Annotated in this window: 29 protein-coding genes; 15 read left to right on the top strand and 14 right to left on the bottom strand. The window is 63.6% G+C overall.

The features are described 5' to 3' along the window. Positions 1 to 24 precede the first annotated feature (24 nt). The 4 genes from hpf to VR863_RS13190 all read left to right on the top strand — a co-directional run bounded on the left by hpf (position 25) and on the right by VR863_RS13190 (position 2,269). The gene (hpf, locus tag VR863_RS13205; RefSeq protein ID WP_324828932.1) at positions 25 to 594 is read left to right on the top strand and encodes a ribosome hibernation-promoting factor, HPF/YfiA family; all 570 of its coding nucleotides are present in this window, start codon (positions 25 to 27) and stop codon (positions 592 to 594) included. Between the two features lie 16 nt (positions 595 to 610). Then, positions 611 to 1,075, top strand: coding sequence for a PaaI family thioesterase (locus tag VR863_RS13200; RefSeq protein WP_324828931.1), 465 nt, complete (start codon positions 611 to 613; stop codon positions 1,073 to 1,075). A gap of 3 nt (positions 1,076 to 1,078) precedes the next feature. Continuing rightward, positions 1,079 to 1,414 (top strand): DUF1491 family protein, encoded by a 336-nt coding sequence (locus VR863_RS13195; protein ID WP_324828930.1) that lies wholly within the window; start codon positions 1,079 to 1,081, stop codon positions 1,412 to 1,414. A 198-nt stretch (positions 1,415 to 1,612) separates the two neighbouring features. Beyond that, positions 1,613 to 2,269: a cell wall hydrolase gene (locus VR863_RS13190; RefSeq protein ID WP_324828929.1), complete on the top strand. Its 657-nt coding sequence runs from the start codon at positions 1,613 to 1,615 to the stop codon at positions 2,267 to 2,269. 63 nt (positions 2,270 to 2,332) lie between these two features. Here the strand turns inward: VR863_RS13190 and xth are convergent, their stop codons facing one another. The 3 genes from xth to VR863_RS13175 are packed head-to-tail and all read right to left on the bottom strand — an operon-like array spanning position 2,333 to position 3,944. Continuing rightward, positions 2,333 to 3,106, bottom strand: coding sequence for an exodeoxyribonuclease III (gene xth / locus VR863_RS13185; protein ID WP_324828928.1), 774 nt, complete (start codon positions 3,104 to 3,106; stop codon positions 2,333 to 2,335). Between the two features lie 38 nt (positions 3,107 to 3,144). Further along, entirely contained in the window at positions 3,145 to 3,480 is a 336-nt protein-coding gene (locus VR863_RS13180) for a HesB/IscA family protein (protein WP_324828927.1), read from the bottom strand. A 32-nt stretch (positions 3,481 to 3,512) separates the two neighbouring features. Continuing rightward, a complete protein-coding gene (locus VR863_RS13175; RefSeq protein ID WP_324828926.1) occupies positions 3,513 to 3,944 on the bottom strand; it encodes a CBS domain-containing protein in 432 nt (143 codons plus the stop codon). A gap of 111 nt (positions 3,945 to 4,055) precedes the next feature. Between VR863_RS13175 and VR863_RS13170 the strand changes: the two genes are divergently transcribed. Beyond that, on the top strand, positions 4,056 to 4,349 hold the full coding sequence (locus VR863_RS13170; protein ID WP_324828925.1) for a hypothetical protein: 294 nt from the start codon (positions 4,056 to 4,058) through the stop codon (positions 4,347 to 4,349). Here VR863_RS13170 and VR863_RS13165 read toward each other — a convergent pair. From VR863_RS13165 to VR863_RS13145, 5 genes are read right to left on the bottom strand one after another with little or no spacing between them, the layout of a single operon-like run. After that, a complete protein-coding gene (locus VR863_RS13165) occupies positions 4,346 to 4,720 on the bottom strand; it encodes a (2Fe-2S) ferredoxin domain-containing protein (protein WP_324828924.1) in 375 nt (124 codons plus the stop codon). The genes VR863_RS13170 and VR863_RS13165 overlap by 4 nt on opposite strands. Then, positions 4,717 to 6,828: a S9 family peptidase gene (locus tag VR863_RS13160; protein WP_324828923.1), complete on the bottom strand. Its 2,112-nt coding sequence runs from the start codon at positions 6,826 to 6,828 to the stop codon at positions 4,717 to 4,719. The genes VR863_RS13165 and VR863_RS13160 overlap by 4 nt, the downstream gene beginning before the upstream one ends. A gap of 52 nt (positions 6,829 to 6,880) precedes the next feature. Beyond that, positions 6,881 to 7,369 carry a DUF2497 domain-containing protein gene (locus tag VR863_RS13155; protein WP_324828922.1) on the bottom strand — a complete coding sequence of 163 codons (489 nt, stop codon included), beginning with the start codon at positions 7,367 to 7,369 and terminating at the stop codon, positions 6,881 to 6,883. Positions 7,370 to 7,421: 52 nt separating this feature from the next. Then, positions 7,422 to 8,903 carry a TolC family outer membrane protein gene (locus tag VR863_RS13150; protein WP_324828921.1) on the bottom strand — a complete coding sequence of 494 codons (1,482 nt, stop codon included), beginning with the start codon at positions 8,901 to 8,903 and terminating at the stop codon, positions 7,422 to 7,424. Then, a complete protein-coding gene (locus tag VR863_RS13145; RefSeq protein ID WP_324828920.1) occupies positions 8,904 to 9,503 on the bottom strand; it encodes a protein-L-isoaspartate O-methyltransferase family protein in 600 nt (199 codons plus the stop codon). A 169-nt stretch (positions 9,504 to 9,672) separates the two neighbouring features. On the opposite strand from VR863_RS13145, the gene VR863_RS13140 reads away from it, so the two are divergent. The 7 genes from VR863_RS13140 (at position 9,673) to VR863_RS13110 (ending at position 15,889) form a co-directional block, all read left to right on the top strand. After that, positions 9,673 to 11,190, top strand: coding sequence for a fumarate hydratase (locus VR863_RS13140; protein WP_324829281.1), 1,518 nt, complete (start codon positions 9,673 to 9,675; stop codon positions 11,188 to 11,190). Between the two features lie 99 nt (positions 11,191 to 11,289). Beyond that, positions 11,290 to 12,498, top strand: a complete 1,209-nt coding sequence (locus VR863_RS13135) for a sensor histidine kinase (RefSeq protein ID WP_324828919.1) — start codon at positions 11,290 to 11,292, stop codon at positions 12,496 to 12,498. Further along, a complete protein-coding gene (locus VR863_RS13130) occupies positions 12,491 to 13,243 on the top strand; it encodes a LytR/AlgR family response regulator transcription factor (RefSeq protein WP_324828918.1) in 753 nt (250 codons plus the stop codon). Before VR863_RS13135 ends, VR863_RS13130 begins: the two co-directional genes overlap by 8 nt. A gap of 369 nt (positions 13,244 to 13,612) precedes the next feature. Further along, entirely contained in the window at positions 13,613 to 13,879 is a 267-nt protein-coding gene (locus VR863_RS13125; protein WP_324828917.1) for a hypothetical protein, read from the top strand. A 36-nt stretch (positions 13,880 to 13,915) separates the two neighbouring features. Continuing rightward, complete coding sequence (locus VR863_RS13120) at positions 13,916 to 14,773, top strand: diacylglycerol/lipid kinase family protein (RefSeq protein ID WP_324828916.1); 858 nt, start codon at positions 13,916 to 13,918, stop codon at positions 14,771 to 14,773. Then, on the top strand, positions 14,763 to 15,623 hold the full coding sequence (locus tag VR863_RS13115) for a metallophosphoesterase family protein (protein WP_324828915.1): 861 nt from the start codon (positions 14,763 to 14,765) through the stop codon (positions 15,621 to 15,623). Before VR863_RS13120 ends, VR863_RS13115 begins: the two co-directional genes overlap by 11 nt. Before the next feature lie 68 nt (positions 15,624 to 15,691). Further along, on the top strand, positions 15,692 to 15,889 hold the full coding sequence (locus tag VR863_RS13110) for a hypothetical protein (protein WP_324828914.1): 198 nt from the start codon (positions 15,692 to 15,694) through the stop codon (positions 15,887 to 15,889). 95 nt (positions 15,890 to 15,984) lie between these two features. Here VR863_RS13110 and rpsI read toward each other — a convergent pair whose 3' ends face one another. The 5 genes from rpsI to VR863_RS13085 all read right to left on the bottom strand — a co-directional run bounded on the left by rpsI (position 15,985) and on the right by VR863_RS13085 (position 19,266). Beyond that, positions 15,985 to 16,509, bottom strand: coding sequence for a 30S ribosomal protein S9 (gene rpsI / locus VR863_RS13105; RefSeq protein ID WP_324828913.1), 525 nt, complete (start codon positions 16,507 to 16,509; stop codon positions 15,985 to 15,987). Beyond that, on the bottom strand, positions 16,509 to 16,988 hold the full coding sequence (gene rplM / locus VR863_RS13100) for a 50S ribosomal protein L13 (protein WP_324828912.1): 480 nt from the start codon (positions 16,986 to 16,988) through the stop codon (positions 16,509 to 16,511). Before rplM ends, rpsI begins: the two co-directional genes overlap by 1 nt. A gap of 184 nt (positions 16,989 to 17,172) precedes the next feature. Further along, the gene (locus tag VR863_RS13095; RefSeq protein ID WP_324828911.1) at positions 17,173 to 17,898 is read right to left on the bottom strand and encodes a hypothetical protein; all 726 of its coding nucleotides are present in this window, start codon (positions 17,896 to 17,898) and stop codon (positions 17,173 to 17,175) included. Between the two features lie 25 nt (positions 17,899 to 17,923). Then, positions 17,924 to 18,235: a divalent-cation tolerance protein CutA gene (gene cutA / locus VR863_RS13090; RefSeq protein ID WP_324828910.1), complete on the bottom strand. Its 312-nt coding sequence runs from the start codon at positions 18,233 to 18,235 to the stop codon at positions 17,924 to 17,926. After that, positions 18,232 to 19,266, bottom strand: a complete 1,035-nt coding sequence (locus VR863_RS13085; RefSeq protein WP_324828909.1) for a COX15/CtaA family protein — start codon at positions 19,264 to 19,266, stop codon at positions 18,232 to 18,234. Before VR863_RS13085 ends, cutA begins: the two co-directional genes overlap by 4 nt. A gap of 144 nt (positions 19,267 to 19,410) precedes the next feature. Between VR863_RS13085 and VR863_RS13080 the strand changes: the two genes are divergently transcribed. From VR863_RS13080 to VR863_RS13070, 3 genes are all read left to right on the top strand, one after another. Then, positions 19,411 to 19,815 carry a MerC domain-containing protein gene (locus VR863_RS13080; protein WP_324828908.1) on the top strand — a complete coding sequence of 135 codons (405 nt, stop codon included), beginning with the start codon at positions 19,411 to 19,413 and terminating at the stop codon, positions 19,813 to 19,815. A gap of 12 nt (positions 19,816 to 19,827) precedes the next feature. Further along, on the top strand, positions 19,828 to 20,808 hold the full coding sequence (gene thiS, locus VR863_RS13075) for a sulfur carrier protein ThiS (RefSeq protein WP_324828907.1): 981 nt from the start codon (positions 19,828 to 19,830) through the stop codon (positions 20,806 to 20,808). A gap of 63 nt (positions 20,809 to 20,871) precedes the next feature. Beyond that, positions 20,872 to 21,399 carry a hypothetical protein gene (locus VR863_RS13070; RefSeq protein ID WP_324828906.1) on the top strand — a complete coding sequence of 176 codons (528 nt, stop codon included), beginning with the start codon at positions 20,872 to 20,874 and terminating at the stop codon, positions 21,397 to 21,399. Between the two features lie 4 nt (positions 21,400 to 21,403). On the opposite strand, the gene VR863_RS13065 is transcribed toward VR863_RS13070, so the two are convergent. Continuing rightward, positions 21,404 to 23,347, bottom strand: coding sequence for an alpha/beta hydrolase family protein (locus tag VR863_RS13065; RefSeq protein ID WP_324828905.1), 1,944 nt, complete (start codon positions 23,345 to 23,347; stop codon positions 21,404 to 21,406). Between the last annotated feature and the right edge of the window lie 13 nt (positions 23,348 to 23,360).

Raw genomic sequence — 23,360 nt, 5'->3', positions numbered from 1 at the left:
GGGACGATAAAGGAGAACGAAAACATGGATATCCGCGTCTCTGGCCACCAGATCGATACCGGCGCCGCCTTGCAGGAGCATGTGAGCGACCGCCTCAATTCGATTGTCGACAAGCATTTCAGTCGGGCGATTTCCTCGCACGTTACCTTCGGCAAGGGTCCCGGCGGTGCGTTCACCTCCGATATTGTTACCCATGTGATGCAGGGCCTGATCCTCAAGGGCCATGCCGAGGCGCACGACGTTCACCAGGCCTTCGACAAGGCCGCCAGCAAGATCGAAAAGCAGCTGCGCCGCTACAAACGCCGGATTCACGATCGGCACGAACAAAGCGCCCATGCGATGCGCGAAGCGGAGGCGTCCTACACCATTCTCGCCGGGATCGAGACCGACAACGAAGAGGAAATCACCGTGGACAGTCCGCCGGTGATCGCTGAAACGCGTGCTCTCATCCCGGAATGCAGTGTGGCGGATGCGGTCATGATGCTCGACCTGCAGAACACGAACGCCCTGTTCTTCAAGAACGCGGGCAGCGAACGGCACAACATGGTCTATCGCCGTCACGACGGTTCGATCGGCTGGGTCGAGCCCCGCTAGTAAAGAGGATACAGCGATGACCGGGGCCGCAACCAGTGGGGCGGAGCGCCATTATCGGGCGCTCGAAAGCCTGTACGCTTCGGCGCCGGTCAATTCCCTGTTTGCGTCCGAACTGGAAATCGTCGGAGAAGGCCAAGCGCGGCTGACGTTCGATGTGACCGAGGCGAGTTACCACGCAGCGGGCGCGGCGCACGGCACGATCTATTTCAAGATGCTGGACGATGCCGCCTTCTATGCGGCGAACACGCTGGCCACCGATCGCTTCCTTTTGACGACTTCGTTCAACCTGCATTTCACGAAGCCGGTTCGCAAAGGCAAGGTCGTCGCCGAAGGGCGCTGGGTCAGCGGGCGCAAGCGGGTTTTCGTGGCCGAATCCCGCCTTGTCGATGCCGAAGGTGACGAGATCGGACGCGGCACAGGAACGTTCATGCGCTCGCGCATCGCCCTGTCCAGCCTGCCCGGCTATCTGGCCGGGCGTTAACCAATGGATGCGCGCCTTCCGGCACACATCGAAGTGAGCGCGCTGACTCGCGCGGTGCAAGCGGCTGGCGGTTTCGCGACTATTGTGCAGCGCGGCGAAAAGGACGCCGGGGTCGTCCTGATCGTGACCATGGAAAGGGGCGAAAACGCGCGCTTGTGGGAACGTATGCCGCAGCTGGATGGTTCGCGGAAATTCATGATTTCCAAGACGCAAGAACCTGAAAATCCACAGCAATTCAATGAATATCTGGGCCGAAGGGGTCGCAGCGATCCCGACTGCTGGATTGTCGAGCTGGATATCGACGGTGCGGAACGCTTTATCGATTCCGCACTGCAATAAGTTGACACAGTTTCAGATGTGACTATTTGGCGCCCAACTTCGATGCGAGGGCAATGCGCCCGGCAATAAGGCCGGTGCATAAGCACGCAGACGGGGGGTGGCCGGCAGGTCCGTTAACGAACCCGGGTTTTTGAACGCACCAGATGCGTTCGGGTTCCAGCCTGCGTCAGTCCGCCAACCGCCGAATGTTTCGGGATCATGGTTCGTAAATTTACCGGTTTCACCGCGGTTCTCGCGGCTATTGCATTTACTACCTTTGTCGGGGCCGAAGGTTCCGGCGCAAACGCCCAGGTCGCGGCAGCAGCGACCCGGATCACCACTTCCGAGGCACAGCTGACCGATGAGGTCGTGCCCGTCTTCGTAGAGAAGGAAGTGGTGCAGGAGCTTCCCGAGGAAGCCCAGACCCAGATTTCAGACACCGACGATGCTCCGCAGGCTCAGACCTTGCACGAGCTGATCTCGGCCATGCCGTCCGACGGCGCCCTGTCCGACGAGCTTCAGTGCCTTGCTGGCGCGATCTACTTCGAATCGCGCGGAGAGCCGGTTTCCGGTCAGCTTGCGGTGGCACAGGTCATCATCAACCGTTCCGAAGACCGCCGGTTTCCGTCGAGCTATTGCGGTGTCGTCTACCAGCGATCGCAATTCTCGTTCGTGAAGAACGGCAACATGCCGCGCATCAAGACCGGTTCCAAGGCGTGGAGTCGCGCAACCGCGATCGCGCGCATCGCGCACCGCGGCCTGTGGGACAGCGAAGCGGGCGATGCCCTGTATTTCCACGCGAAGTACGTGCGCCCAAGCTGGAGCCGCAAGAAAATCGCCACCGCGACGATCGACACGCACATTTTCTACCGCTGATTCTGGTCCGATATCGAGGGGGTCGTCGCTGCGAAGCGCCGGCCCCCTTTTCGTTGTGGGATGTCAGTCGCGCAATTCGACCCAGACCGGCGCGTGATCGCTGGCCTTCTCGCGCCCGCGATGTTCCTTGTCGACACCCGCTGCACTCATCCGGTCCGCAAGTGCAGGCGACAGCAGCATGTGATCGATGCGAAAACCATGATCGCGCTGCCATGCACCGGCCTGGTAATCCCAATAGGTCCACACACCCCCGCGCGGGTTGAGCGTGTCCAGCGCATCGGTCCATCCGTCGCCCAGCATCCGTGCATAGGCATCGCGCGATTCGGGTTGCATCAAGGCATCGTTTTCCATCGCGCGGACGGCCCAGACATCCTTGTCTTCGGGAATGACGTTGTAATCGCCCACCAGCGCGGTCGGAATTTCCTGCTCCCAGAGCGAAGCGGCGTGGGCGCGCAACCGCTTCATCCACGCAAGCTTGTAGTCGAACTTGGGGCCGGGTTGCGGATTGCCATTGGGCAAGTAGATCGACGCGATCCGGACCCCGTTCACCTCTGCCTCGAGATAGCGGGCCTGTTCGTCTTCGGGATCGCCGGGCAGACCACGCTGCGTTTCCACCGGCTGCACGCCATCGGCCAGGATCGCCACGCCGTTGAAGCTTTTCTGGCCATGCCAGATCGCCTTGTATCCGATCGCCTCGAATTCATCGACGGGGAACCCTTCGTCCATCGTCTTGATTTCCTGCAGGCAGGCGACGGTAGGGCGGGTTTCCTCCAGCCATTCCTTGAGGCGGGGGAGGCGGGCCTTGATCCCGTTTATATTGAAGCTGGCGATACGCATGGGCCGCTTGATGCCCGAAAGGTTCGCGCGGGTCTAACTCAAATGCCGAAGCTGGACCCGCAGCCGCAACCGGCTGCGGCAAGAGGATTTTCCACCTTGAACGCGGCCCCGGCCAGCGATTCGACGAAATCCACCACGCTGCCCGCGACCATGTCCAGACTGACCGGATCGACAACCAGGCGCACGCCGCCCGTTTCGCTTACCAGATCATCGCCTTCGGGCGCATCGGCCAGGCCGAACTGGTATTGAAAGCCCGAACACCCGCCGCCCTCGACGGACAGGCGCAGGATAGCCGGCTTCGCCTGCTTGGCGGCGATTACCGAAATGCGCGCGGCAGCGGCATCGGTGAGTGTGGGGGTGAGGGCCGTGGTCATGATGCAGGATGTAGGGAGTCGGGCGCCCTTGCTCAAGCCGTCTGGATATACTCGCGCATGGCCTGTGCTTCGTGCTGGATCTCGTCCAGCCGCGCCTTGACCAGATCGCCGATCGAAATGAACCCGCACATCGCCTGTCCGTCGGTGACCGGAAGATGGCGGATACGGCGTTTCGTCATCAGCGACAGCGCATCGAGGATGGGGGTCGAACGTTCGATCGTGATTGCAGGCGATGTCATAACCTCGCCAACCGGGCGCGAAAGGCATGCATCGCCTTCGTTGGAGAGGCGGTAGATCACGTCGCGTTCGGAGAAAATCCCGGCGATGCGGCCGCCTTCCATGATGGGCAGCGCACCGATGCGCTTTGATGCGAGCATGGAAATTGCCTCGCGGACCGGGGTATCGATCGTGCAGGATATAATATCCGAACTCGCGCGCCCTTCGATCAGCCTGCTGACATCCATAGCCTGTCTCCTGTCTTCCGGGCGATAGAATGCCATTTTCTGCAGGCAAAAGCGAGTCGCGCAAGGCCGCGGGCGTTGCAACGTCCGGCCAAAGCGACCACTTGGGCCGCGATGGTCAAGAAATCTCCTCTCGATGACCCCGAACAGGCGGCGTTCGCATGGGCGCGGTTCCGGCGGATCATGCGGCTCATGTTCCTGCTGACGGTCGGGGTCGTGGCCGTTTCGCTGGCGCTGCTCTGGAAGTTCGGCAGCGACGCGGTTTCGGTGCACTATTATATCGCGGCCGCGCTCGGCATCGGGTTCACGATGCTGATGGCCAGCGCGCTGATGGGCCTGGTGTTCCTGTCATCGGGCACTGGACATGACGAATCCCTAGAAGACCCGCTGGCCGACGACGATCGCTAGACCTCGGGCTTGAGCCGGTATTCTTCCACCGGGACGCCGCCGATCAGGTGACGCTGGATGATTGCCTCCAGCACCTCCTCGGTGCAGGAATGATACCAGACGTTTTCCGGCCACACGACGGCGATCGGCCCTGCTTCGCACACCTGAAGACAGTCCGCCTTGGTCCGCTGGACCGTACCTCCCGGGCCGACCAGCCCGAGTTCCTTGAGGCGCTTCTTCAGATAAGCCCAGGCAGCCTTTCCTTCGTCTCGGCGGCAGCATTTCTGCTTTTCCGATATGGCGCACAGGAATATCTGGCGTTCCACCGTGGCTCCGCCAATCTTGGCGAGGGCCTTTTCGGCCTTGTGCAGCGATTTGGCTTTCACGCTCATTCGGCGGGCTTCAGCCAGCGATCGAGCCAGGCAAATACGGTGGTGTGCCACTGGAGCGAATTCTTCGGCTTGAGCACCCAGTGGTTTTCATCCGGGAAGACCAACAGCTGGCTGGGAATCTTGCGTTCCTGCAGTGCGGTGAAGCTGGCGATGCCTTGGGTATAGGGCACGCGGAAGTCTTTTTCGCCGGTGATGACAAGCATCGGGGTCTGCCACTTGTCGACGTGGTTCACCGGGTTCCAGCGTTCGTACAGCTCGCTGTTTTCGGCGTAGCTGCCGCCAAAGTCCCATTTGGGAAACCACAGCTCTTCGGTCGTGTAATAGAAGCTGCGCATGTCGAAGAGACCGTCATGCTGCACGAGGCAGTCGAACCGGTCGGGCCAGTTGCCCGCGATCCAGTTCATCATGTAGCCGCCATAAGACGCCCCCATGGCGCAGGTGCGGGTGCCATCGATTACCGGATCGATCTCAAGCGCCGCGGCGAGGCCTTTCTGCAAATCCTCCAGCGGTTTGCCGCCCCAATCGGCGTTGATCGCATCGGTGAACGCCTGGCCGTATCCTGTGCTGCCGTGGAAATCGACCGATATGACCGCATAGCCTTGGCTGGCGAGAACACGCGGGTTCCAGCGGCTGGACCAGCCATCGTTGAACGAACCCTGGGGGCCGCCGTGGACATAGAGGATTGCCGGAAACTTTTCCGTCGAACCTTCCGGGCGGGTGATCTGGCCCCAGACGGTGTCACCGCCGGCACCGGCAAAGCTGAACCGCTGAACCACGACGGGGGCCAGCTTGCCCATTCGCGTCATACCGATATCGGTCAGCGGCTTGGCCTGGTCCCATCCGCGCGAGAGATACAATTCCGCTGGCCCGCCGATCGAATCGCGGGTGAACAGAAGGCCTCCGCCATGCAGCGGCACGACATTGCCGATATGCGCTTCGTTGCCGGCCATCAGGTCCAGCCGTTCCACAGCGCCGTTACGCGGATCGATGCGGTATGCCGGTGTGTCCAGAACGTCCTGCGCGGTGGCAACCAGCCAGCGCGAATCCGGTGTCCACGCGAGCGTTGCGAAGCTGCGGTCGAACGCCTGCGTCACGGCAGTCGTCGTGCCGGTCTTGAGGTCGCGCAGCATCACCACCTGGCGATCCGCTTCGTATGTCGGACGGGCCATGGCGACATAGGCCAGGTACTGGCCATCGGGTGACGGGGTGGGCAGTGCGTCGAGAGCGGCGTTGCCCTCGGTCAGATTGGTTGGGGCCGAACCCGACAGGTCGGACCGCCAGATATTGAGATTTGTCGAATAGGGTTCGCCTGCCCCTGCCTCGCGGGCAACGAAGTACAGGCTCTTTCCGTCAGGCGCGAAGGCCACATCCTCCCCGCCGCCAAACGGCATGGTCGGGGTATCGCCCGTCAGGCCGGTTTCAGCAGGGCCATCGACGGCAACGCCTTCGCCCGTGACCTTCCCGTCCTTCAGCGCGAACGCAAAAACGCGGCTGAATGTGCCGGGCGTTTCCCAATGATCCCAGTGCCGCACAAGCCCGCCGTCGCCTTCGAACAGGAGCGCGCTGCCCGGCCCGGGCGCATAGGCAGGAACCGTGGTGGCGCAGTCCACTGTGGCGCAGCTGCGCGGAAGATCGGTCCAGATCGCGAGCCGTGCGCCATCGCGCGAAACGGCGAAGCCGTTGACCGGCCGTGCGAGGTCGGAAACCTGCATCGTGTCGCTAACGCTGCCATCGACGCCGATACGGGCGCGCCATACCTGGCTTGTGGCGGCATCCCCCCCGTCGGCATCGTCGGCGAGGTAATAGAGCCAGCCATCCCCCCCGAAGCGTGCATCCCCGGCATCGAGGTCCAGCTTGATCGGCGCCGCCGACGGATCGACCAGCGACCGCACGTACAATTCGCTCGTCCGTTTGTAGCTTTCCGGATCGGTCACCGTGACCGGATAGACCGCAACGGTGCTGTCCGCGTTGGTTGCCGGACCGCCGAGGCGCGGCATGGTCACGAGGTCCTGCGCGCTCATCGGCGCGCGATCGGACGCGGCGAGCGGCGTGGACAGAAGCGCGAAGGCGCTGGCGAGCGGGAAAGCGACCCGGGTGCGTGCAGTCATGCGGGCGGGTCTAGCCGCGCCCCGCGCCAAAGTTAAGCTGTATCGGTTGGGGTCAGGATCGTTTGCCCGCGATGCGCGAGATTTCGGCCTTCACCAGATCCTCGACCATGCCGGGCAGGTTTTCGTCGAGCCATTGCGCCAGCATCGGGCGCAGCAATTCGCGCGTCAGCCCTTCGAGGGATGTCTCGCCCGAACGCACGATCTGTGGTTGCTTGCCGGGCTGTGACAGCATCGCGAGCGCAGCGAAATTGTCCCGCATCGCCTGGCGCGTATCGCCGCGCGTCAGGGCATCTTCGTCAGCACCATCATCAGCACCATCGGCGTCGTCATCAGCGTGGGCCGCCGTTTCGACGACGTAATCGGCTTCGAGTTCGAAGACTTCTTCGGCTTCGTCACCTTCGGCGGGTTCGATCGGTTCGGGCGAAGGGGCCGTGACACGGCGACGGCGTTCGGCAATCATGCTGTCGCGATTATCGCGTGCGATGACCTTTTTTATCGAGTCGAGAATCTCTTCGACCGAAGGTTCACCCGGCTGCTGCATGACTTCCTAAACCCCCTGTACCGAATCGGGACATTCGCTTCATCCTGACGGATCAGTAACCGGTTTGGCCAGCGATTTCATCCTGTTCGGTGACATCCGCGGTCGGTGCCGGGATATTGACCGTGCTGGTCCCCTGCGCCTGCGGATCGGGATCGCTTTCCCAATCGAAGAACTTGCCCTTCACCCGATCGTAATTCTCGACCGGATCGTAAAGGATGCCTTCGCCTTCCAGCCCGAGGTCGCGCGCTTCGGCACGGCCCATGGCGGCCAGCAGGGAGAACCCGGCGACATAAGCGTTGCGGCGGGCGGTCACCAGCTGGACGCGCGAACGCAGCAGTTCCTGTTCGGCGTTGAGCACATCGAGGATGGTGCGGTTGCCGATCGAATTTTCGGCGCGCACACCATCGAGGCTGAGCGCGGCGGCATCGACTGCCACCTGGCTGCTTTCGATGATCGCCAGCGATGCCTTCCAGCTTGCCCACGCGGCGCGAACCTGGGCGATCACGTCGCGTTCGGCGGCGATGACCTGCTCCAGCGCGGCCGCAGATCGTGCCTGTGCCTGTCGTTCGAGCGCGGCGGGGCGGCCGCCCTGGAAAATCGGCATCCGCAGCGAAACGCCGACCTGGGCGTCGCGGCCGGTCTGGACGGGCCCGACTGTCCCATCCGCGAGACGCAGCGAATTGAGCGTGTTCTGGTAATCGTATCCGGCAAAAACGGACACGCGCGGCAAACGGCCCGAACCGGCCACGTCGATGTCGAATTCCGATGCTTCGGCGCGTTCCTTGGCGGCGATGAGATCGGGATTGTTGGCCAGCGCCACAGCCACCGCGTCCGCGACGTCGACGGGAAGGTTGGGCAGCGGAGGCGGGGGCTGGAGATTGTCCGGCGCATCGCCGACAAGGGCGATATAGGTTTCGCGCGCACCGATCAGATTGGATTGCGCGCCCCGCAAATCGCCTTCGGCCAGGGCCAGGCGCGATTGCGATTGGGCAACATCGGTCCGCGTCAGATCGCCGATCTCGAAACGGTCGCTGGTTGCCTGCAGGTTCACACCGAGCACATCGACCTGGTTTGCTGACAGCGAAACAAGGGCCTGACCGCGAAGAACGTCCATATAGGCGGCGACGACCTGGGTGAAGATCGCGCTTTCGGTTCCGCGCAGATTGGCGCGGCCGGCTTCCACACGGTTCTGCGCGGCGCGGATGGAATTGCGGATTGCGCCGCCGGAATAAAGCGGCACGCCTAGATCGACGCCCGCGCTGAACAACCGGTTCGGCCCGTTGGGTGCGGCGCCTTCGAGGATTTCGGTGTAGACGCCAGTCGCCGCGACATCTGGCCGGCCCGCCGACTTTTCGATGACCACGTTTTCATCCGTGGCGCGTTGTCCGGCGCGCGCAGCAAGCAGCAGCGGGTTGTTGAGGTACGCTTCGGTCAGCGCTTCCTGCAATGTGTCTGCGGCAGCAGGCGTCGCTGCGGCAAGCGCAACGAGCGCGGTGCTACCGGCAAGTTTCCTGGCAATCGCGTCAAACCGCATTCAGAAACTCCAGCTAGCAGGCTGATCGAACTGCGCCAGTCGCGGCACGCCGATTTCGGCAAGGGGCAGCAGCGCCAGCGAGCCACCGGATTTACGGCCTGTGGCAAGGCGGGTGACGCCGCGTTCGACCAGGCCGGTCACGATCCGTCCACCTTCGGCAACGAGCTTGGCCAGTTCGCCGGGCACATGCTCGATCGCGCCATCGACCAGCACAAGCGAATAAGCGCCTTTCTTGCGCGAACCGATGATGTCGTCAGCGCCCAGCGATTTGACCGTGCCGACAAGCGGCTCGATCAGGGCGGGCAGATAGCCGCTACCGCCATCGATCACGAGAACCGTGTCGTCCGCCTGCGGCTGTGCCTCGGCCAGCATCATGCCGTGAAACAGCGGCGCGGGCAGGACCTTGCCGTCCCCAAGCCGGATCGCCCGGTCGCTGTAGGCAACGGAGCGCATGGCTTCGGGCACGAAATCCTCGCGCGGGACGGTGCCCATGCGTTCCAGCACGAAGGCATCGTTGACGCCGCTGGTGCGCAGCTGGCTGTCGATCATCGCACGGCGGGCGGCGGCAAAGGCGGGGGTGGGGGCGAGGGTTGTTGTCATGGCTCTTCAGCTATCTGGTTCGCGCTGTATTACGTTAATAACACGCTGGGTCAAGAATGGTTGCTTTAAGCGCAAGCCCTCTTGTGTCCAAGCGCTTTGACCAATGCGGGCAATCATGCCTAGGGAGGAGCGCAATTCTGCAACAAGGGAACGCGCGGCGATGAGCGACATGGTGATTATTTCGGAAGACGATCTGATCGAGAGCGTCGCCGATGCCTTGCAATACATCTCCTATTACCACCCGATGGACTATATCCGTGCTCTGGGCGAAGCCTATGAAGCGGAGAAAGGCCCCGCGGCCAAGGACGCGATCGCGCAGATCCTGACCAACAGCCGCATGTGCGCCGAAGGCCACCGACCGATCTGCCAGGACACGGGCATCGTCAATGTCTTCGTGCAATGGGGGCAGAACTGCCGCCTGGGTTCGGATCGCAGCCTTCAGGACGTGGTCGATGAAGGTGTGCGCCGGGCGTACAACCATCCCGATAACAAGCTGCGCGCCTCGATTCTGGCCGATCCGGCCTTCACCCGCCGCAACACGCGCGACAACACGCCGTGCGTGCTGTCGGTTGAAATGGTCCCCGGCAACACGGTGAGCATCGACGTTGCCGCCAAGGGCGGCGGCAGCGAAAACAAGTCGAAGTTCAAGATGATGAACCCGAGCGACAATATCGTCGACTGGGTGATCGAACAGATACCCTCGATGGGCGCGGGCTGGTGCCCTCCCGGAATGCTGGGGATCGGCATCGGCGGCACGGCGGAACACTGCATGAAGCTCGCCAAGCTCAGCCTGATGGAGCCGATCGATATGGGCCAGCTCAAGGCGCGCGGTCCGCAGACCGATATCGAGAAGCTGCGAATCGATATTTTCGACGCGGTGAACGCCATGGGCGTCGGCGCGCAGGGACTGGGCGGCTTGTCGACCGTGCTCGATGTGAAGATTCTCGATGCGCCGTGCCACGCCGCCGGCAAGCCGGTGGCCATGATCCCCAATTGCGCCGCCACGCGCCACGCCCACTTCACCCTCGACGGGTCCGGGGCGGCCTATCTCGAACCGCCCAGGTTGGACGAATATCCGCAGGTAACATGGCAGCCCGACGCGGCGGCCAAGCGCGTCAATCTCGATGCGCTGACGACCGAGGAAGTGGCGAGCTGGAACCACGGCGACCGCCTGCTGCTGTCGGGCAAGATGCTGACCGGGCGCGACGCGGCGCACAAGCGCATCCATGACATGCTGGAAAAAGGCGAGCCGCTGCCGGTCGAATTCAAGGGCCGCGCGATCTACTATGTCGGCCCGGTCGACCCCGTCATGGGCGAAGTTGTCGGCCCGGCGGGCCCCACCACCGCGACGCGCATGGACAAGTTTACCGAAATGATGCTCGACCTTGGCCTCTTGGCCATGATCGGCAAGGCTGAACGCGGGCACAATGCGGTCGAGGTGATCAGCCGGTTCAAGGTTGCCTATCTGATGGCCACCGGCGGGGCCGCCTATCTGGTCAGCCGGGCGATCAAGGGCGCGCGGGTCGTGGCCTTCGAAGACCTGGGGATGGAAGCGATCTACGAATTCGAGGTCGAGGACATGCCCGTGACAGTCGCCGTCGATAGCGCGGGCAACAACGTTCACACGTTGGCACCGGCCGAATGGCGCCGCCGCATCGCCGAAGGGGAATTCGAGCCCGCCGAATAACTTTCCGCTCGACCAACTGGTGAAAGGTATCGACCGCGGCGCTGGCAATCTTGCGCGGCAGAGGCCACACATCGGCATGATTTGCATGCTGAACGCCAGATGAATTCGGAAACCCCCCACCTGTCACCGCGGGTCGTGCTCGGCTCGATCCTCGGTGTGTGGCTGATCTATTTCGTGCTCACCACCATCCGCGGCGAACTTTCGGGTTTCGGGCTGGAATGGGAAATGCTGTGGCGCCGGGGCCTGGTCGGCCTTGTGGGCATCGGCGCGACCATTGTCATGTGGCTGGTGCTGCGCATGTTCGATCGCCGCTCGCTGGCGATAAAGGTGGCGGTGGCGGCCATCGTGGCGATGCCGGCGTCCCTGATGATCGCGCAAGCAAACCAGTGGATCTTTTCATCGATCCAGGATGCCGTCGAAAAGCGGATCGGGGCCGAACGCGGCATCGCCATCCGGCGCGACGAGGCGGGCAATCTGCTCGTCGATGTGCCGCGCGCTCCGATCGACCGCGAAGTCGACGAAGCCGAAACGCTCGAACCGGAAAGCGTGCTGATCGCCCCGGCGCCCACGGCGATGGACCGCTGGCGCATGACGTTCGACATCGCGCTGGGACGCTACTTCCTGCTGCTGGCATGGGCTGCTCTTTACATCGCCATCCAGGCGCGCGCGCAGGCGCTTGCCGCGGAGCGCGAGGGCGAGCGATTCCGCAGCGCCGCAAAGGCGGCGGAATTGCGCAGCCTGCGGTATCAGGTGAACCCGCATTTCCTGTTCAACACGCTCAATTCGCTGTCCGCGCTGGTGATGACCGGCAAGGCCGACCGGGCCGAGCAGATGATCCAGACCATCTCGCAGTTCTATCGCCACAGCCTTGCCGACGACTCGACCGGTGACGTGACGCTGGAGGACGAAATCGATCTGCAGGAACACTATCTTGAAATCGAAGCCGTTCGTTTTCCCGAACGCCTGCGGGTGAAGGTCGACCTGCCGCGCGAGCTGGCGGCCTACAAGGTGCCCGGCATGATCCTGCAACCGCTGGTCGAGAACTCGGTAAAATACGGCGTGTCGGCAAGCGCGCGCCCCGTTACCGTTTCGATCGCCGCGCGCGAAGAATACGGCCGGCTGGTCATCAGCGTGAGCGACGATGGCCCGGGGATGCCAAGCAGCCATTCGGGCGGGTTCGGCATTGGCCTCGCCAACGTGCGCGACCGGCTGGAAGCGCGATTCGGCAACGAAGCGACGATCACATCCGGCCCAAGCCTTTCCGGGTACGAAACCGAACTCAGATTGCCGATGGTGAAACATGGCTGACGAAAAACCCGATACCTTGCGGACACTGATCGTCGACGATGAGCCATTGGCGGTCGAACGGATGCAGGTCATCTGCTCGAAGATGGACGAGCTGTCGGTGGTGGGCACGGCCAGTGACGGGGCGCAGGCGCTTCGCCTGATCGAAGCCCTCACGCCGGATCTTGTCCTGCTCGACATGACGATGCCCGAAGTGGACGGCTTGTCCGTGGCCAAGGCGCTTGCCACCAAGGGCGGCGCGCGTCCGGCAATCGTGTTCGTGACAGCACACGATAATTACGCGGTCGAAGCCTTCGATCTCGATGCGGTCGACTACGTGCTCAAACCGGTCAAGCCCGAACGACTGGAGCGGGCTATCAAGCGGGCCCTTGCGCGCCGCAGTGACGGTGCGCGCGAGGAAAGCCGGTGGCTGGAAGAGCTGTGGATCCCGCACCGTTCGGAATTGATCCGCATCGCCACATCCGAAGTTGGCCGGATCGACGCCGAACGCGATTATGTGCGGCTGCATGTCAACGCAGGCGATGAAGCGCGTACCTATCTGCTGTTGCAGACCATCGCGGGCCTGGAGAAACGTCTCGACCCCGCCAGTTTCATCCGCATCCATCGCTCGACCATCCTCAGAAAGGATCGGATCACGGGCCTAAGGCACGACGGCCTCGGCGTCTGGTCGGTCGAACTCGACGATGGCGAAGCGCTGCGGATCGGGCGCACCTATCTTCCCAAAGTCAAGGCGATGGCTGGGCGGTAGCCCGATGCCTTGCGCTGCCCGCAAGCCCCGCTTGCGCCAACCCGACAAAGATGACCCCGGCCAGGGGACTGCTTCCGGCCGGGGTCAAGGGAAAGGCCATGGCCGGGTCACGGCCATCCTTGTCGCGCTGCTCTGTGTCAGCCGCATGATGCGCCGTGTCCGTAGGCGCGGCGCGATAATCTTTTGCGGAGAGCCCCGGAGATTTGGGGGACTGCTTGGGGTGGGCCCTCCGCAGGACCTGTATTACTCAGCTACAACTGTAAACGCACGTGGCTATCGATGGGCTGCTGCTGCCATGGGCTCAAAGTAGCGCGCTGCCGACGAACGGCGATTGGCAATCGGTCAACGTCGAGCCTATGGATCGAAGGCATGGTTCTCGTGATCCTTTTCGCGCTTGGCGTTGCCAATTTCGCCGTCAACAAGGCGGTCATCGAAAGCGGTCATCCGGTTCTTTCGTCCCTGCCCGCATTCTTCAGCCGGAATGGCGGCCGCGTCTCGCTGATGTTCGAATTCACCGTCCTGCTTACGGCGATGCTCGTGGCGGCGAACGGCTGGCCCGGGGCGGCGATTGTCTACGCAATCTATTCAGCGTTGAATCTGGGCATGGGCTGGATGGTGCTTACGGGCCGCGTTTGAGCGGGAACCGTATCGGCCCTGGCACGCTGGATTGCCATGAACCAGCAAACTACATCGTGGCTGCTTGCGAACGCCCGCAGCGGCAGCAACAGCGCGGCGGCGATCGCTGCGCTTGAAGAGCAGTTGATCGAACGCGGCATGCCTGTCGCACGGCGCATCGACTTTCCCGACGAACAGATACCCGATCCCGAACTGCTGGACGAAAACGGCGTCGACAAGCTGATCGTCTTCACCGGCGACGGCACGCTGAACGCGGCGATTACCGGCCTGGCCGGTTGGGGCGGGCAGGTTCTGGTCCTACCGGGTGGAACCATGAACCTCCTGTCCTGCCGCCTGCATGGTGACGGGGCGACTTCAGAATTGATCCTCGACCGCGTGGCGGCAGGGGCCATGAAACCGGTCCGCCCTCTGGCTGCATCCTGCGAAGCGGGGGCCGCGCTGGCAGGGCTGCTGGTGGGCCCTGGAACCGCATGGGCGACCGTTCGCGAAGCGATGCGCGACTACGATCTGGTCGGCTTTGCGCAAGGCGCAGGCGAAGCGGTCACGGAAACGGCATCGGGCGCACGTGTGCGCGTCTGCGAACCCCGGGCGGGGCAAGGCGATGGGTATCCCCTGCTGGAAATCACCCCCAGCCACAGGGGCATGGTGGTCGATGGATACCGATCCGACGGTGCAGGCGACATGCTGCAACACAGCTGGGCGCTGCTGCGCCGCCGCTTTCGCGAAGGGCCGCACGAACGCTTGGGCATCGTGGATCGGATCTTGGTCGAGAATTGCGAAGGCGAACCGATCGATGTGCTGATCGACGGCGAACCGCGCCGACTTGGACCGCGCGCGCAATTCACTGTAGCAGCGTGCGAAGTCGATCTGCTAGCAACAGATCATGGCTTCTGATCTCCGGCGCATCTTCCACCTTTCCGACATCCATTTCGGCCTCGAGAACAACCGCGCCCTCGACTGGGTAAAGCAGGAGATCGCCGAACGGCAGCCCGATGCCGTGGCGATCACGGGCGACCTGACCATGCGTGCGCGCCACCGCGAATTTGCTGCGGCCACCGCATGGATCAATTCCCTCGCGGCCCCGGTTACGGTCGAGGTCGGCAACCACGATATGCCGTATTTCAATCCGGTCGAGCGGTTCTTTGCGCCCTATCGCCGGTTTCGCGGGATGGCCGACAAGGTCGAAAAGGAAATCGACCTCGGATGCCTGTCGCTCGTGCCGCTGAAGACCGCCGTGCGCGCGCAGCCGAGGTTGAACTGGTCCAAGGGATGGGTGACGCAGGCCGCGCTCGACCAATGCCTCGCGGCGATCGATGCCTTGCCGGCTGGCCGACAGGCGCTGGTCGCCGTTCACCACCCGCTGCGCGAAGTGGGCACGCAAGGCACCGCGCTGACCAAGCACGGGGAAAGGGCCTTGCGCGAACTGGCCCGCCGCCCCGTAGCCGCCGTCCTTTCCGGTCATGTGCACGATGCCTTCGACATCATGGAGGATACGGCGGAAGGGCCGGTGCGGATGATCGGCGCAGGCACCTTGTCCAAACGCACCCGTTCGACACCGCCCAGTTTCAACGAGATCGAATGGGACGGCTCGCGCCTGACCGTTTGCGTCCGCAATCTGGAAGACGTCGAGACCCGCGACATGCAGATCGACGATGTGCCGGAAAACGCCATGCCGCCCCGTCAGCCTGGCGATCCGGTGGCGCCGGTGCGGCAGATCCCGCGGGTGGACCCTCCGGTCCATTAACCCAAGCCGCGCCATGGTTTCTTAACCAGATGCCCCAAAAATCGCCCCTGCAAACGCAGGAGGGAAAGATGGAACTCGTAAAGGCGATTCCCCTCGGCATGATCCTGTCCGGCGTGCTTTCGCTGGTGATCGGTTCGCAGGGTTCGCGCGGCGGGCAGATGGCCATCTATATGGCCGAAGTGGCGGATTACACCTTCTGGTGGTCCTGGCCGCTGTTCTTTGCCGGTGCGGGGCTCGCTTGGGGCATCATGATGCTCCAGCGCTGAGCGCGCTCAACCGGTTTTGCCGAAAGCGCATACGAAAAGGGCGGCCCCGGTGTGGGACCGCCCTTCCTCGGTGATCGTGAAGATCGTTAAGCCGATTAACGCTTCGAGAACTGGAAGCTACGACGTGCCTTGGCGCGGCCGTACTTCTTACGCTCGACAACGCGGCTGTCGCGGGTGAGGAAGCCAGCGGCCTTCACCGTGCTGCGCAGCGCGGGTTCGTACTTGGTCAGCGCCTGGCTGATGCCGTGCTTGACCGCACCGGCCTGGCCGGAAAGACCGCCGCCCTTGACGGTTGCGACGACGTCGTACTGGCCCTGACGCTCGGTAATGGCGAAGGGCTGGTCGATGACGAGGCGCAGCGTCGGACGTGCAAAATACACTTCCTGGTCGCGTCCGTTGACGATGACCTTGCCGGTGCCGGGCTTGAGCCAGACGCGCGCGGTGGCGTCCTTGCGGCGACCGGTGGCGTAGGCACGGCCCTGCTTGTCGAGCTCCTGCTCGCGCAAGGGGACATCCGCTGTCTTGGCGATTTCTGCCGCATCACCTTCCGGTGCGTCGGCAGCGATGGTCTTCAGATCTGCGAGATCGGTGACGGTGTCGTTCTTGATTTCGTCGGCCATTATGCAGCAGCCTTGTTCTTGCGGTTCATCGAGGCGACGTCGAGCGTCTCGGGCTTCTGCCCGTCGTGCGGATGCTCGGTGCCGGCGTAGATGTGCAGCGCGCGCATCTGGTCACGACCCAGCGGGCCGCGCGGGATCATGCGTTCGATGGCTTTTTCCAGCACGCGTTCGGGGAAACGACCGCCCAGCACCTTGGCGGGGGTGGTTTCCTTGATGCCGCCGGGGTGGCCGGTGTGCTTGTAATAGATCTTGTCGGTCATCTTCTTGCCGGTGAACTTCACCTTGTCGGCGTTGATGATGACGACGTGATCGCCGCAATCGACGTGCGGGGTGTAGCTCGGCTTGTGCTTGCCGCGCAGGTGGTTGGCGACAATCGCAGCGAGGCGACCGACCACGAGGCCGTCCGCGTCGACGATGTGCCACTTCTTTTCGACCTCGGCCGGCTTGATCGACCGGGTGATCTTGGTGAGAGCCTTCATGGCTGATTTCCGTTCCTAGTGTTCATGCCGGTGATCCTTGCGAAACAGCGGCGTCAATTCGGCGAATCCGGATGCGTGTCCAAACCCGCGAAGCGCGCGCCAAATGGCCGTGAAGGGGCTGCAAGTCAAGCAATTCTGCGGCTCACCGGGGCGGTAAAATAATACCCCGCCCGGCGCGGTCTGGTCAAACGGAGGTCAGAACCCAGCTTTCAAGCGACCGGCGCGAGTCGTTTGCGATCCGGGTCACGACTTCGCGCGTCATCCGCTCCAGCAGGCCGCCTGCGCGCACCTCTGACATGACCGTTACGTCCACGGTGCCGGTCAGACCTTCCCCGATCTCAAGGTCACGGGCGGTTGCCTGCCTTCCGGGGGCCGGGAAGAAAAGGTCGGCCGGTATGGTGCTGATGGCGGCGCCGCCCGCCTGCGCGAGCGAGCCAAGCAGCCGGCGGGCTTCGGACAGATCGGCGGCATTCAGCCCGCGTGCGGCAAGAGCGTCGATCGCAAGGTGCACGGCCCGCGGTGTTTCGCTCGCCAACTTGGCCTGTCCGCCATGCATTCGGCCCGATGCATCGATCAGCGCCGGGAACGGTCCGGGTGATGTGCGCCCCTCTTCCATGGCGGCAAGGGCCTTGAGTTCGGGCGGGGCGACGACATGGCAGTCGCTTTGCTGGCCATCCACGCGCATTCCGCGCGCTTCGTTGGAAAAGCCGCACTGCCAAATCCGTTCGACGCTCAGCGACTTGCCGTCCGCCAAATCACGAACCACGGTCCGTTTCAGCAGGAACCGTCCCTTGGGCACGGCGGGCGTGGCAACCTTCGCGAGCGTTGCAACCGGCACGGACGATGCGACCAGCGGGGCAAGGCATAGGGCCATCATCCGCAGCGTATCGCGGCGATCGCGGATCTCCATGATTCAAGCGCCCCTCTTCGTTTCGCTACGGCACCAGGCCGCCGAGCCATGCGCGCGTCGCCGTTCCGGCGCCGTCGCAACACCAGCCTACTATTGCCGGTGCATCATAGGGGTGCAAGCCCTCCACGCGGACTATGGCCCGGTCGAGCAGGGCGGCGTCGGTCTTGATAAGGGCGGGAATTTCCTCGCTCTCGCCGCGCTTCGCGTCCCATTGATAGAGCGACCGGACGGGGGAACCGATGTTGATGCAACCGGCCAGCCCTTCGTCCAGCAGGATCGCACCGATCCGCTCCGCCGTGCCCGCGTCGGGAAAGGGGCAATAGATCAGCGCCGTCATCCAGCCCGCGCCTGTGTCCGGCCCAGCGCATGTGCGCCCCACGCGAAGCTTGCCACAAGCAGGGCGCCGACAACCTGGTGCGCCACGGCAACCCACAGGGCGACCCCGGTCAGCACGGTAAGGATGCCGAGTATGATCTGAATGCCGAACGCGGAATGAATTGCGACCGAGGCCCTGCGTTCCAGCGGCCTGACGCGGCGCGCCATCACGATCAGCGCCAGCACGGCAATCCACGCCCACCAGCGGTGCGCGAAATGGATGAGGTACGGATCGTGGGTCAACGCCCGAAAGAAACCGCCCGAACTGTCGTATTCGGGAACGAGGCGGCCCTGCATCAGCGGCCAGCTGTCCGACGCCAGGCCAGCGTTCAGGCCCGCGACCCAAGCCCCCAGCAGCAATTGAACGAACAGGACCGCGCCGACCCAGCTTGCGGTTCCCGTCCAGCGCGCCCGCGGTTCGCCGTGTGCCAGGCGGCGCAGGTCGAGCGCCGTCCAGATCAGGCCGCCCAGCGTGAACAGCGCGGTCAGCAGGTGGATCGACAGCCAGAAGTGGCTTACATCGGTCATCGTGCCGGCCAGCCCGCTGCGCACCATGAACCAGCCGAACACGCCCTGTAGCCCGCCCAGCGCGAGCAAGGCCACCAACCGCGGCTTGTACCCTTGCGGAATCGCCTTGCGGACCCAGAACCACGCCAGCGGCAGCGCGAAGGCCAGCCCGATCAACCGGCCCAGCAGACGGTGAAACCATTCCCAGAAAAAGATGAACTTGAAGGCGGCGAGGTCCATTCCCGCCGGGCCGGTCACGTTCGCGTATTCGCCGGTCTGTTTGTAGAGGGCGAATTCCGCCTGCCACGCGACCTCGTTCAGCGGCGGAATGGCACCGGTAATCGGTTTCCACTGCGTGATCGAAAGGCCGCTTTCGGTAAGGCGCGTGATGCCCCCGACCGAGACCATCAGCACGACCATCGCGGCGACGAAGAACAGCCAGCCAGCAATGGCCAGCGGGCGAAGGGGGGATGGCGCTTCCTGCATCGCGCACCATCTGCTGCCCCGGCCGACGTTTCGCAAGTGCAAAGAGGGCAAGCGGCAAAGCGCCCATGGCAACCGGCGAAATGCGCCCCGACGTACGGCGAGCCCTTGAATTATGTTACATCGTCACATAAGTCCCGATCCGCAATGATTGAACGCGCCATCTCGCCGATTCGTCGCCGGCTCGACCGGACCGGAATTTTCCTTTCGGGCGCCTGCGCGATCCATTGCCTGCTGTCCATCATCCTCGTTTCGGGCCTCGGTATCGGGGGCGAACTGTTTCTGTCGCCCGATATTCACCGGGTCGGCCTGCTGCTGGCGACGCTGATTGCCGGTGTTGCGATTGGGTGGGGCGCGCTGCGCCACCGCATGGCTGCCCCGTTCGTGGTGGCTATGACGGGGCTGACGTTCATGGGCGGCGCGCTGGCCGTGCCGCACGGGTACAAGGAAGCGATCCTGACCATCATCGGCGTCGCCCTTGTATCGCTCGGCCACATTCTCAACATGCGCCACACGCATTCCGCCGCTTGCAAGGATCGCTGCGGGGACTAAGTGGACGGGGCTATGACTGCCTCGATCTCTCTTACCGTCAACGGCGAAACCCGCCGCACCACCGCCACCACTATCGCGCAGCTCGTGCGCGAGCTGGAACTCGACCCGGCGAAGGTCGCAGTCGAACACAACGGCACGATCGCACCCCGCAGCGAACTGGCGAACCATACCATTGCCGATGGCGATGCGCTGGAAATCGTCCACTTCGTCGGCGGCGGCTCGGGTGCGGACAGCTGGACGGTTGCAGGGCGCACGTTCAACAGCCGTCTCATCGTGGGCACCGGCAAATACAAGGATTTCGAACAGAACGCCGCCGCGCTCGAGGCGAGCGGGGCGGAGATCGTCACGGTCGCGGTGCGCCGAGTGAACGTATCGGACCCCAAGGCTCCGATGCTCACCGACTACATCGACCCCAGGAAGGTCACCTACCTCCCCAACACCGCAGGCTGCTTCAACGCCGAAGACGCCATCCGCACACTGCGCCTTGCGCGCGAGGCGGGCGGCTGGGACCTGGTGAAGCTGGAAGTGCTGGGCGAAGCTCGCACGCTCTACCCCAACATGCGCGAAACGCTGGAAGCGACCGAAGTGCTGGCCAAGGAAGGGTTCCTGCCGATGGTCTATTGCACCGACGATCCGATCGCAGCCAAGCAGTTGGAAGACGCAGGGGCCGTTGCCGTGATGCCGCTGGGCGCGCCGATCGGTTCGGGCCTTGGCATCCAGAACCGCGTCACCATCCGCCTGATCGTGGAAGGCGCAAGCGTGCCCGTGCTGGTCGATGCGGGTGTGGGCACGGCATCCGATGCCGCCGTGGCGATGGAACTGGGCTGCGATGGCGTGCTGATGAACACCGCAATTGCCGAAGCGAAAGATCCGATTCGCATGGCTCGCGCCATGAAGCTGGCGGTCCAGGCCGGGCGCGACGCATACCTGTCCGGCCGCATGGCCACCCGCAAATACGCTGACCCCAGCTCACCTCTCGCAGGTCTTATCTGAAGCGCTTACCTGTTATTAACCATCTTCGGTGACACTCGGCCTTGTAACAGGGGAGTGCCGAACATGGCCGTTACGAATACCGCGTCACTGACCATCGCCGAAATGCGCGAATTTGCCGGTTTTACCGCCGCCGAGCAGCGCTATATCCGCCGCAGTCTCGATATCGGGCTGGGCCGCTGCGATGCCTTTCGCATCTGGGGCCGCAATGCGGGCGAGAACGCCGCGATCCGCAGCCAGTACGTATCCTATCAGGAACTCAAGGCGCTGCGGCAATCGATCCCGTGCGATACGGCTTTCGATTCGATCGAAGGCTTTGTGGGCAAGCTGACCCGCGTCGCCGCCTTCGACCTGGCACAGGAACGGATCCACAGTTTTTCGGCCTTCCGCTTCCTCTATGAACGCCTGATCAGCGCCGATGCGCGCCCGTGGCTGCCCAGCGCATTCTGCGCCGCCGCCGCCCTGCCGCATATTCGGCCCGAACGGCGCAAGATGCTGCTCCAGAGCCTGAGCGAAGCCGCAGCGACCGCGCCGGGTTGGTCGGACCGTGCGCCCAGCTTCTATCCCGAATATATCGAGGAAGTGGCCGCCTGACCCTTTAGTCGGGCGGGTTGTGCTTCTCGACGAAGCCGACCACGGCATTGAGCATCGCCATCCTGGTCGCGCCCAACGAAAGCCAGTGGTCCTCGCCTGCGAGCTCTACCAGCTGGTAAGGCTTGCCTGCGTCCTTCAGGGCATCGGCCATCTTCTCGCTATGCGTGAAAGGCACGACTGTATCGTCGCGGCCATGGACCAGCAGTATCGGCGCATCGGCCTTGTCGGCCTGGAAACGCGGTGAGCGGGCGCGGAATTCTGAACTCGGCCCCAATTGCTCCTTGAGCGAGCGCGCGGCCATGCGGCTATGACCAGATTCGCGCCGTTCGATGCGGTTAAGGAGGCTGAGGTCGGAGACGCCCGCCACTGCCGCAGCGCAGCGATACAGCCCGTTCTGCAACGTGACGCCAGCCAGCGCGGCGTAACCGCCGTAGCTCGCGCCGACGATGCAGGCGCGCTTGGGATCGACAATCCCTTCGGCCGCCAGCTTGGCGAGCCCATCGGAAATGTCGGTCTGCATCTTCCCGCCCCACTCGCCATCGCCCGCACGCCTGAATTCGGCGTCGCGGCCGGTCGAGCCGCGAAAGTTCGGCTGGAACACCGCATAGCCGCGTGAAGCGAAGGCCTGCGCCCACCAATCGAAGCCTGCGACATCGTGTCCCGCCGGCCCGCCATGCGGCAACATGACAAGCGGCAGGTTGCGCGCTTCCCTGCCCGGCGGAAGAGTGAGGATACCGTCCATCTCCAGGCCGTCCTGCGCGGCATAGGTGACGGTCGAGATCGCCCCTACGTCTTCCGGCTCGATCGCAGGCCGCTCAAGGCCGATCGAATTGGCCCGCTTGGCCACCAGGTCGACGATGTAATAGCTACCGCTGTCGCCATTGCCATTGGTGCCGACGAGGACCTGGTCGAGCCCTGAAGTCCAGTCGATCATTGCCGGGTTCAGCTTGGGGAACGCCTTGCGCACAGCCGCCGCGCGGGTTCCTTCGGACGGATCGAAAAAAATGGGGTCCTTGTCTTCCTCGCGATAGCCGACCAGCAGGCCCGTGCGACGGTCACCATAAAGCTTGGCGATATCGATGTCCGGCAGGAACTCGGCACCTTCGGAGGACCCGTCGACGGGAATTTCGATCCAGCGCGACTCGATCGCTTCGGGGGCGCGGGCACTGAAGATCACGGTCTCTGCCGTCCTTCCGATCGAAACGAGGCCGGCCGCCCCATTGTGGCTGTCGCCCCGCGCCAGCAGCGTGTCGGCTCCATTGCGCAGGATCCAGTCGCCGTCCGCGTCGCTGACGTCGAGGCGGGCCACCACGGTGCCGTCAGGCCCGACCAGCCATTCACGATCGAAACCTTCGGGGGCTGCGCCATCCACCTCGCGGCTCTTGTTGGTCAGCAGGTCGATTTCGTAGAGCCCCGGTCGCCCGTGATCGAAGACGTACCCTCCGTTGAAGCTCTCTTTGCGCAGCTTGATGCCACCGTAATAGGCCTTGGGGTAACCGCCGACCATGCGGATGCCGTAATAACCGAACGTTGCATTGATCATCTCCGCGCGGTCGCCGAAAGCGACGCCGACCTCGGTCGCATCGAGCGGCAGCGTCAGCGCCTGGTAAAACTCGTATTTGTCCTGCGCGAAGCCGAAGCCCAGATCCTGCGTCATGCTGCGACGGATCAGTAACAGATCGTCGGTGGCGAACTCGATGCTCCGCACCTTGATGTCGCCGATTTCAAGGCGCTTGAGCAGGCGCATGTCGGCGGACAGTATCGCGATGATCCGCTTGCCCTCCAGCGTCGTGACGGCAGCGAAGCGATTTCCGCTGGGCGAAAGGACCATCTCCTCGACCGCAGGCAATTCACCATAGGCTTCCAGCGGGGGCGCGGCCTGGAGCGTCGCGAGCGGCGGACAGACGGCAACCAGAACAGCCGCAAGTGCGGAAACACCAAATCTCATGACGACCCCTGAA

Origin of the sequence: Qipengyuania zhejiangensis (genome assembly GCF_035607565.1) — a bacterium.
Taxonomy (GTDB): Bacteria; Pseudomonadota; Alphaproteobacteria; order Sphingomonadales; family Sphingomonadaceae; genus Qipengyuania; species Qipengyuania zhejiangensis.
The sequence above is the reverse complement of the archived record's forward strand: the minus strand, read 5'-3'. Positions and strand labels throughout refer to the sequence as shown.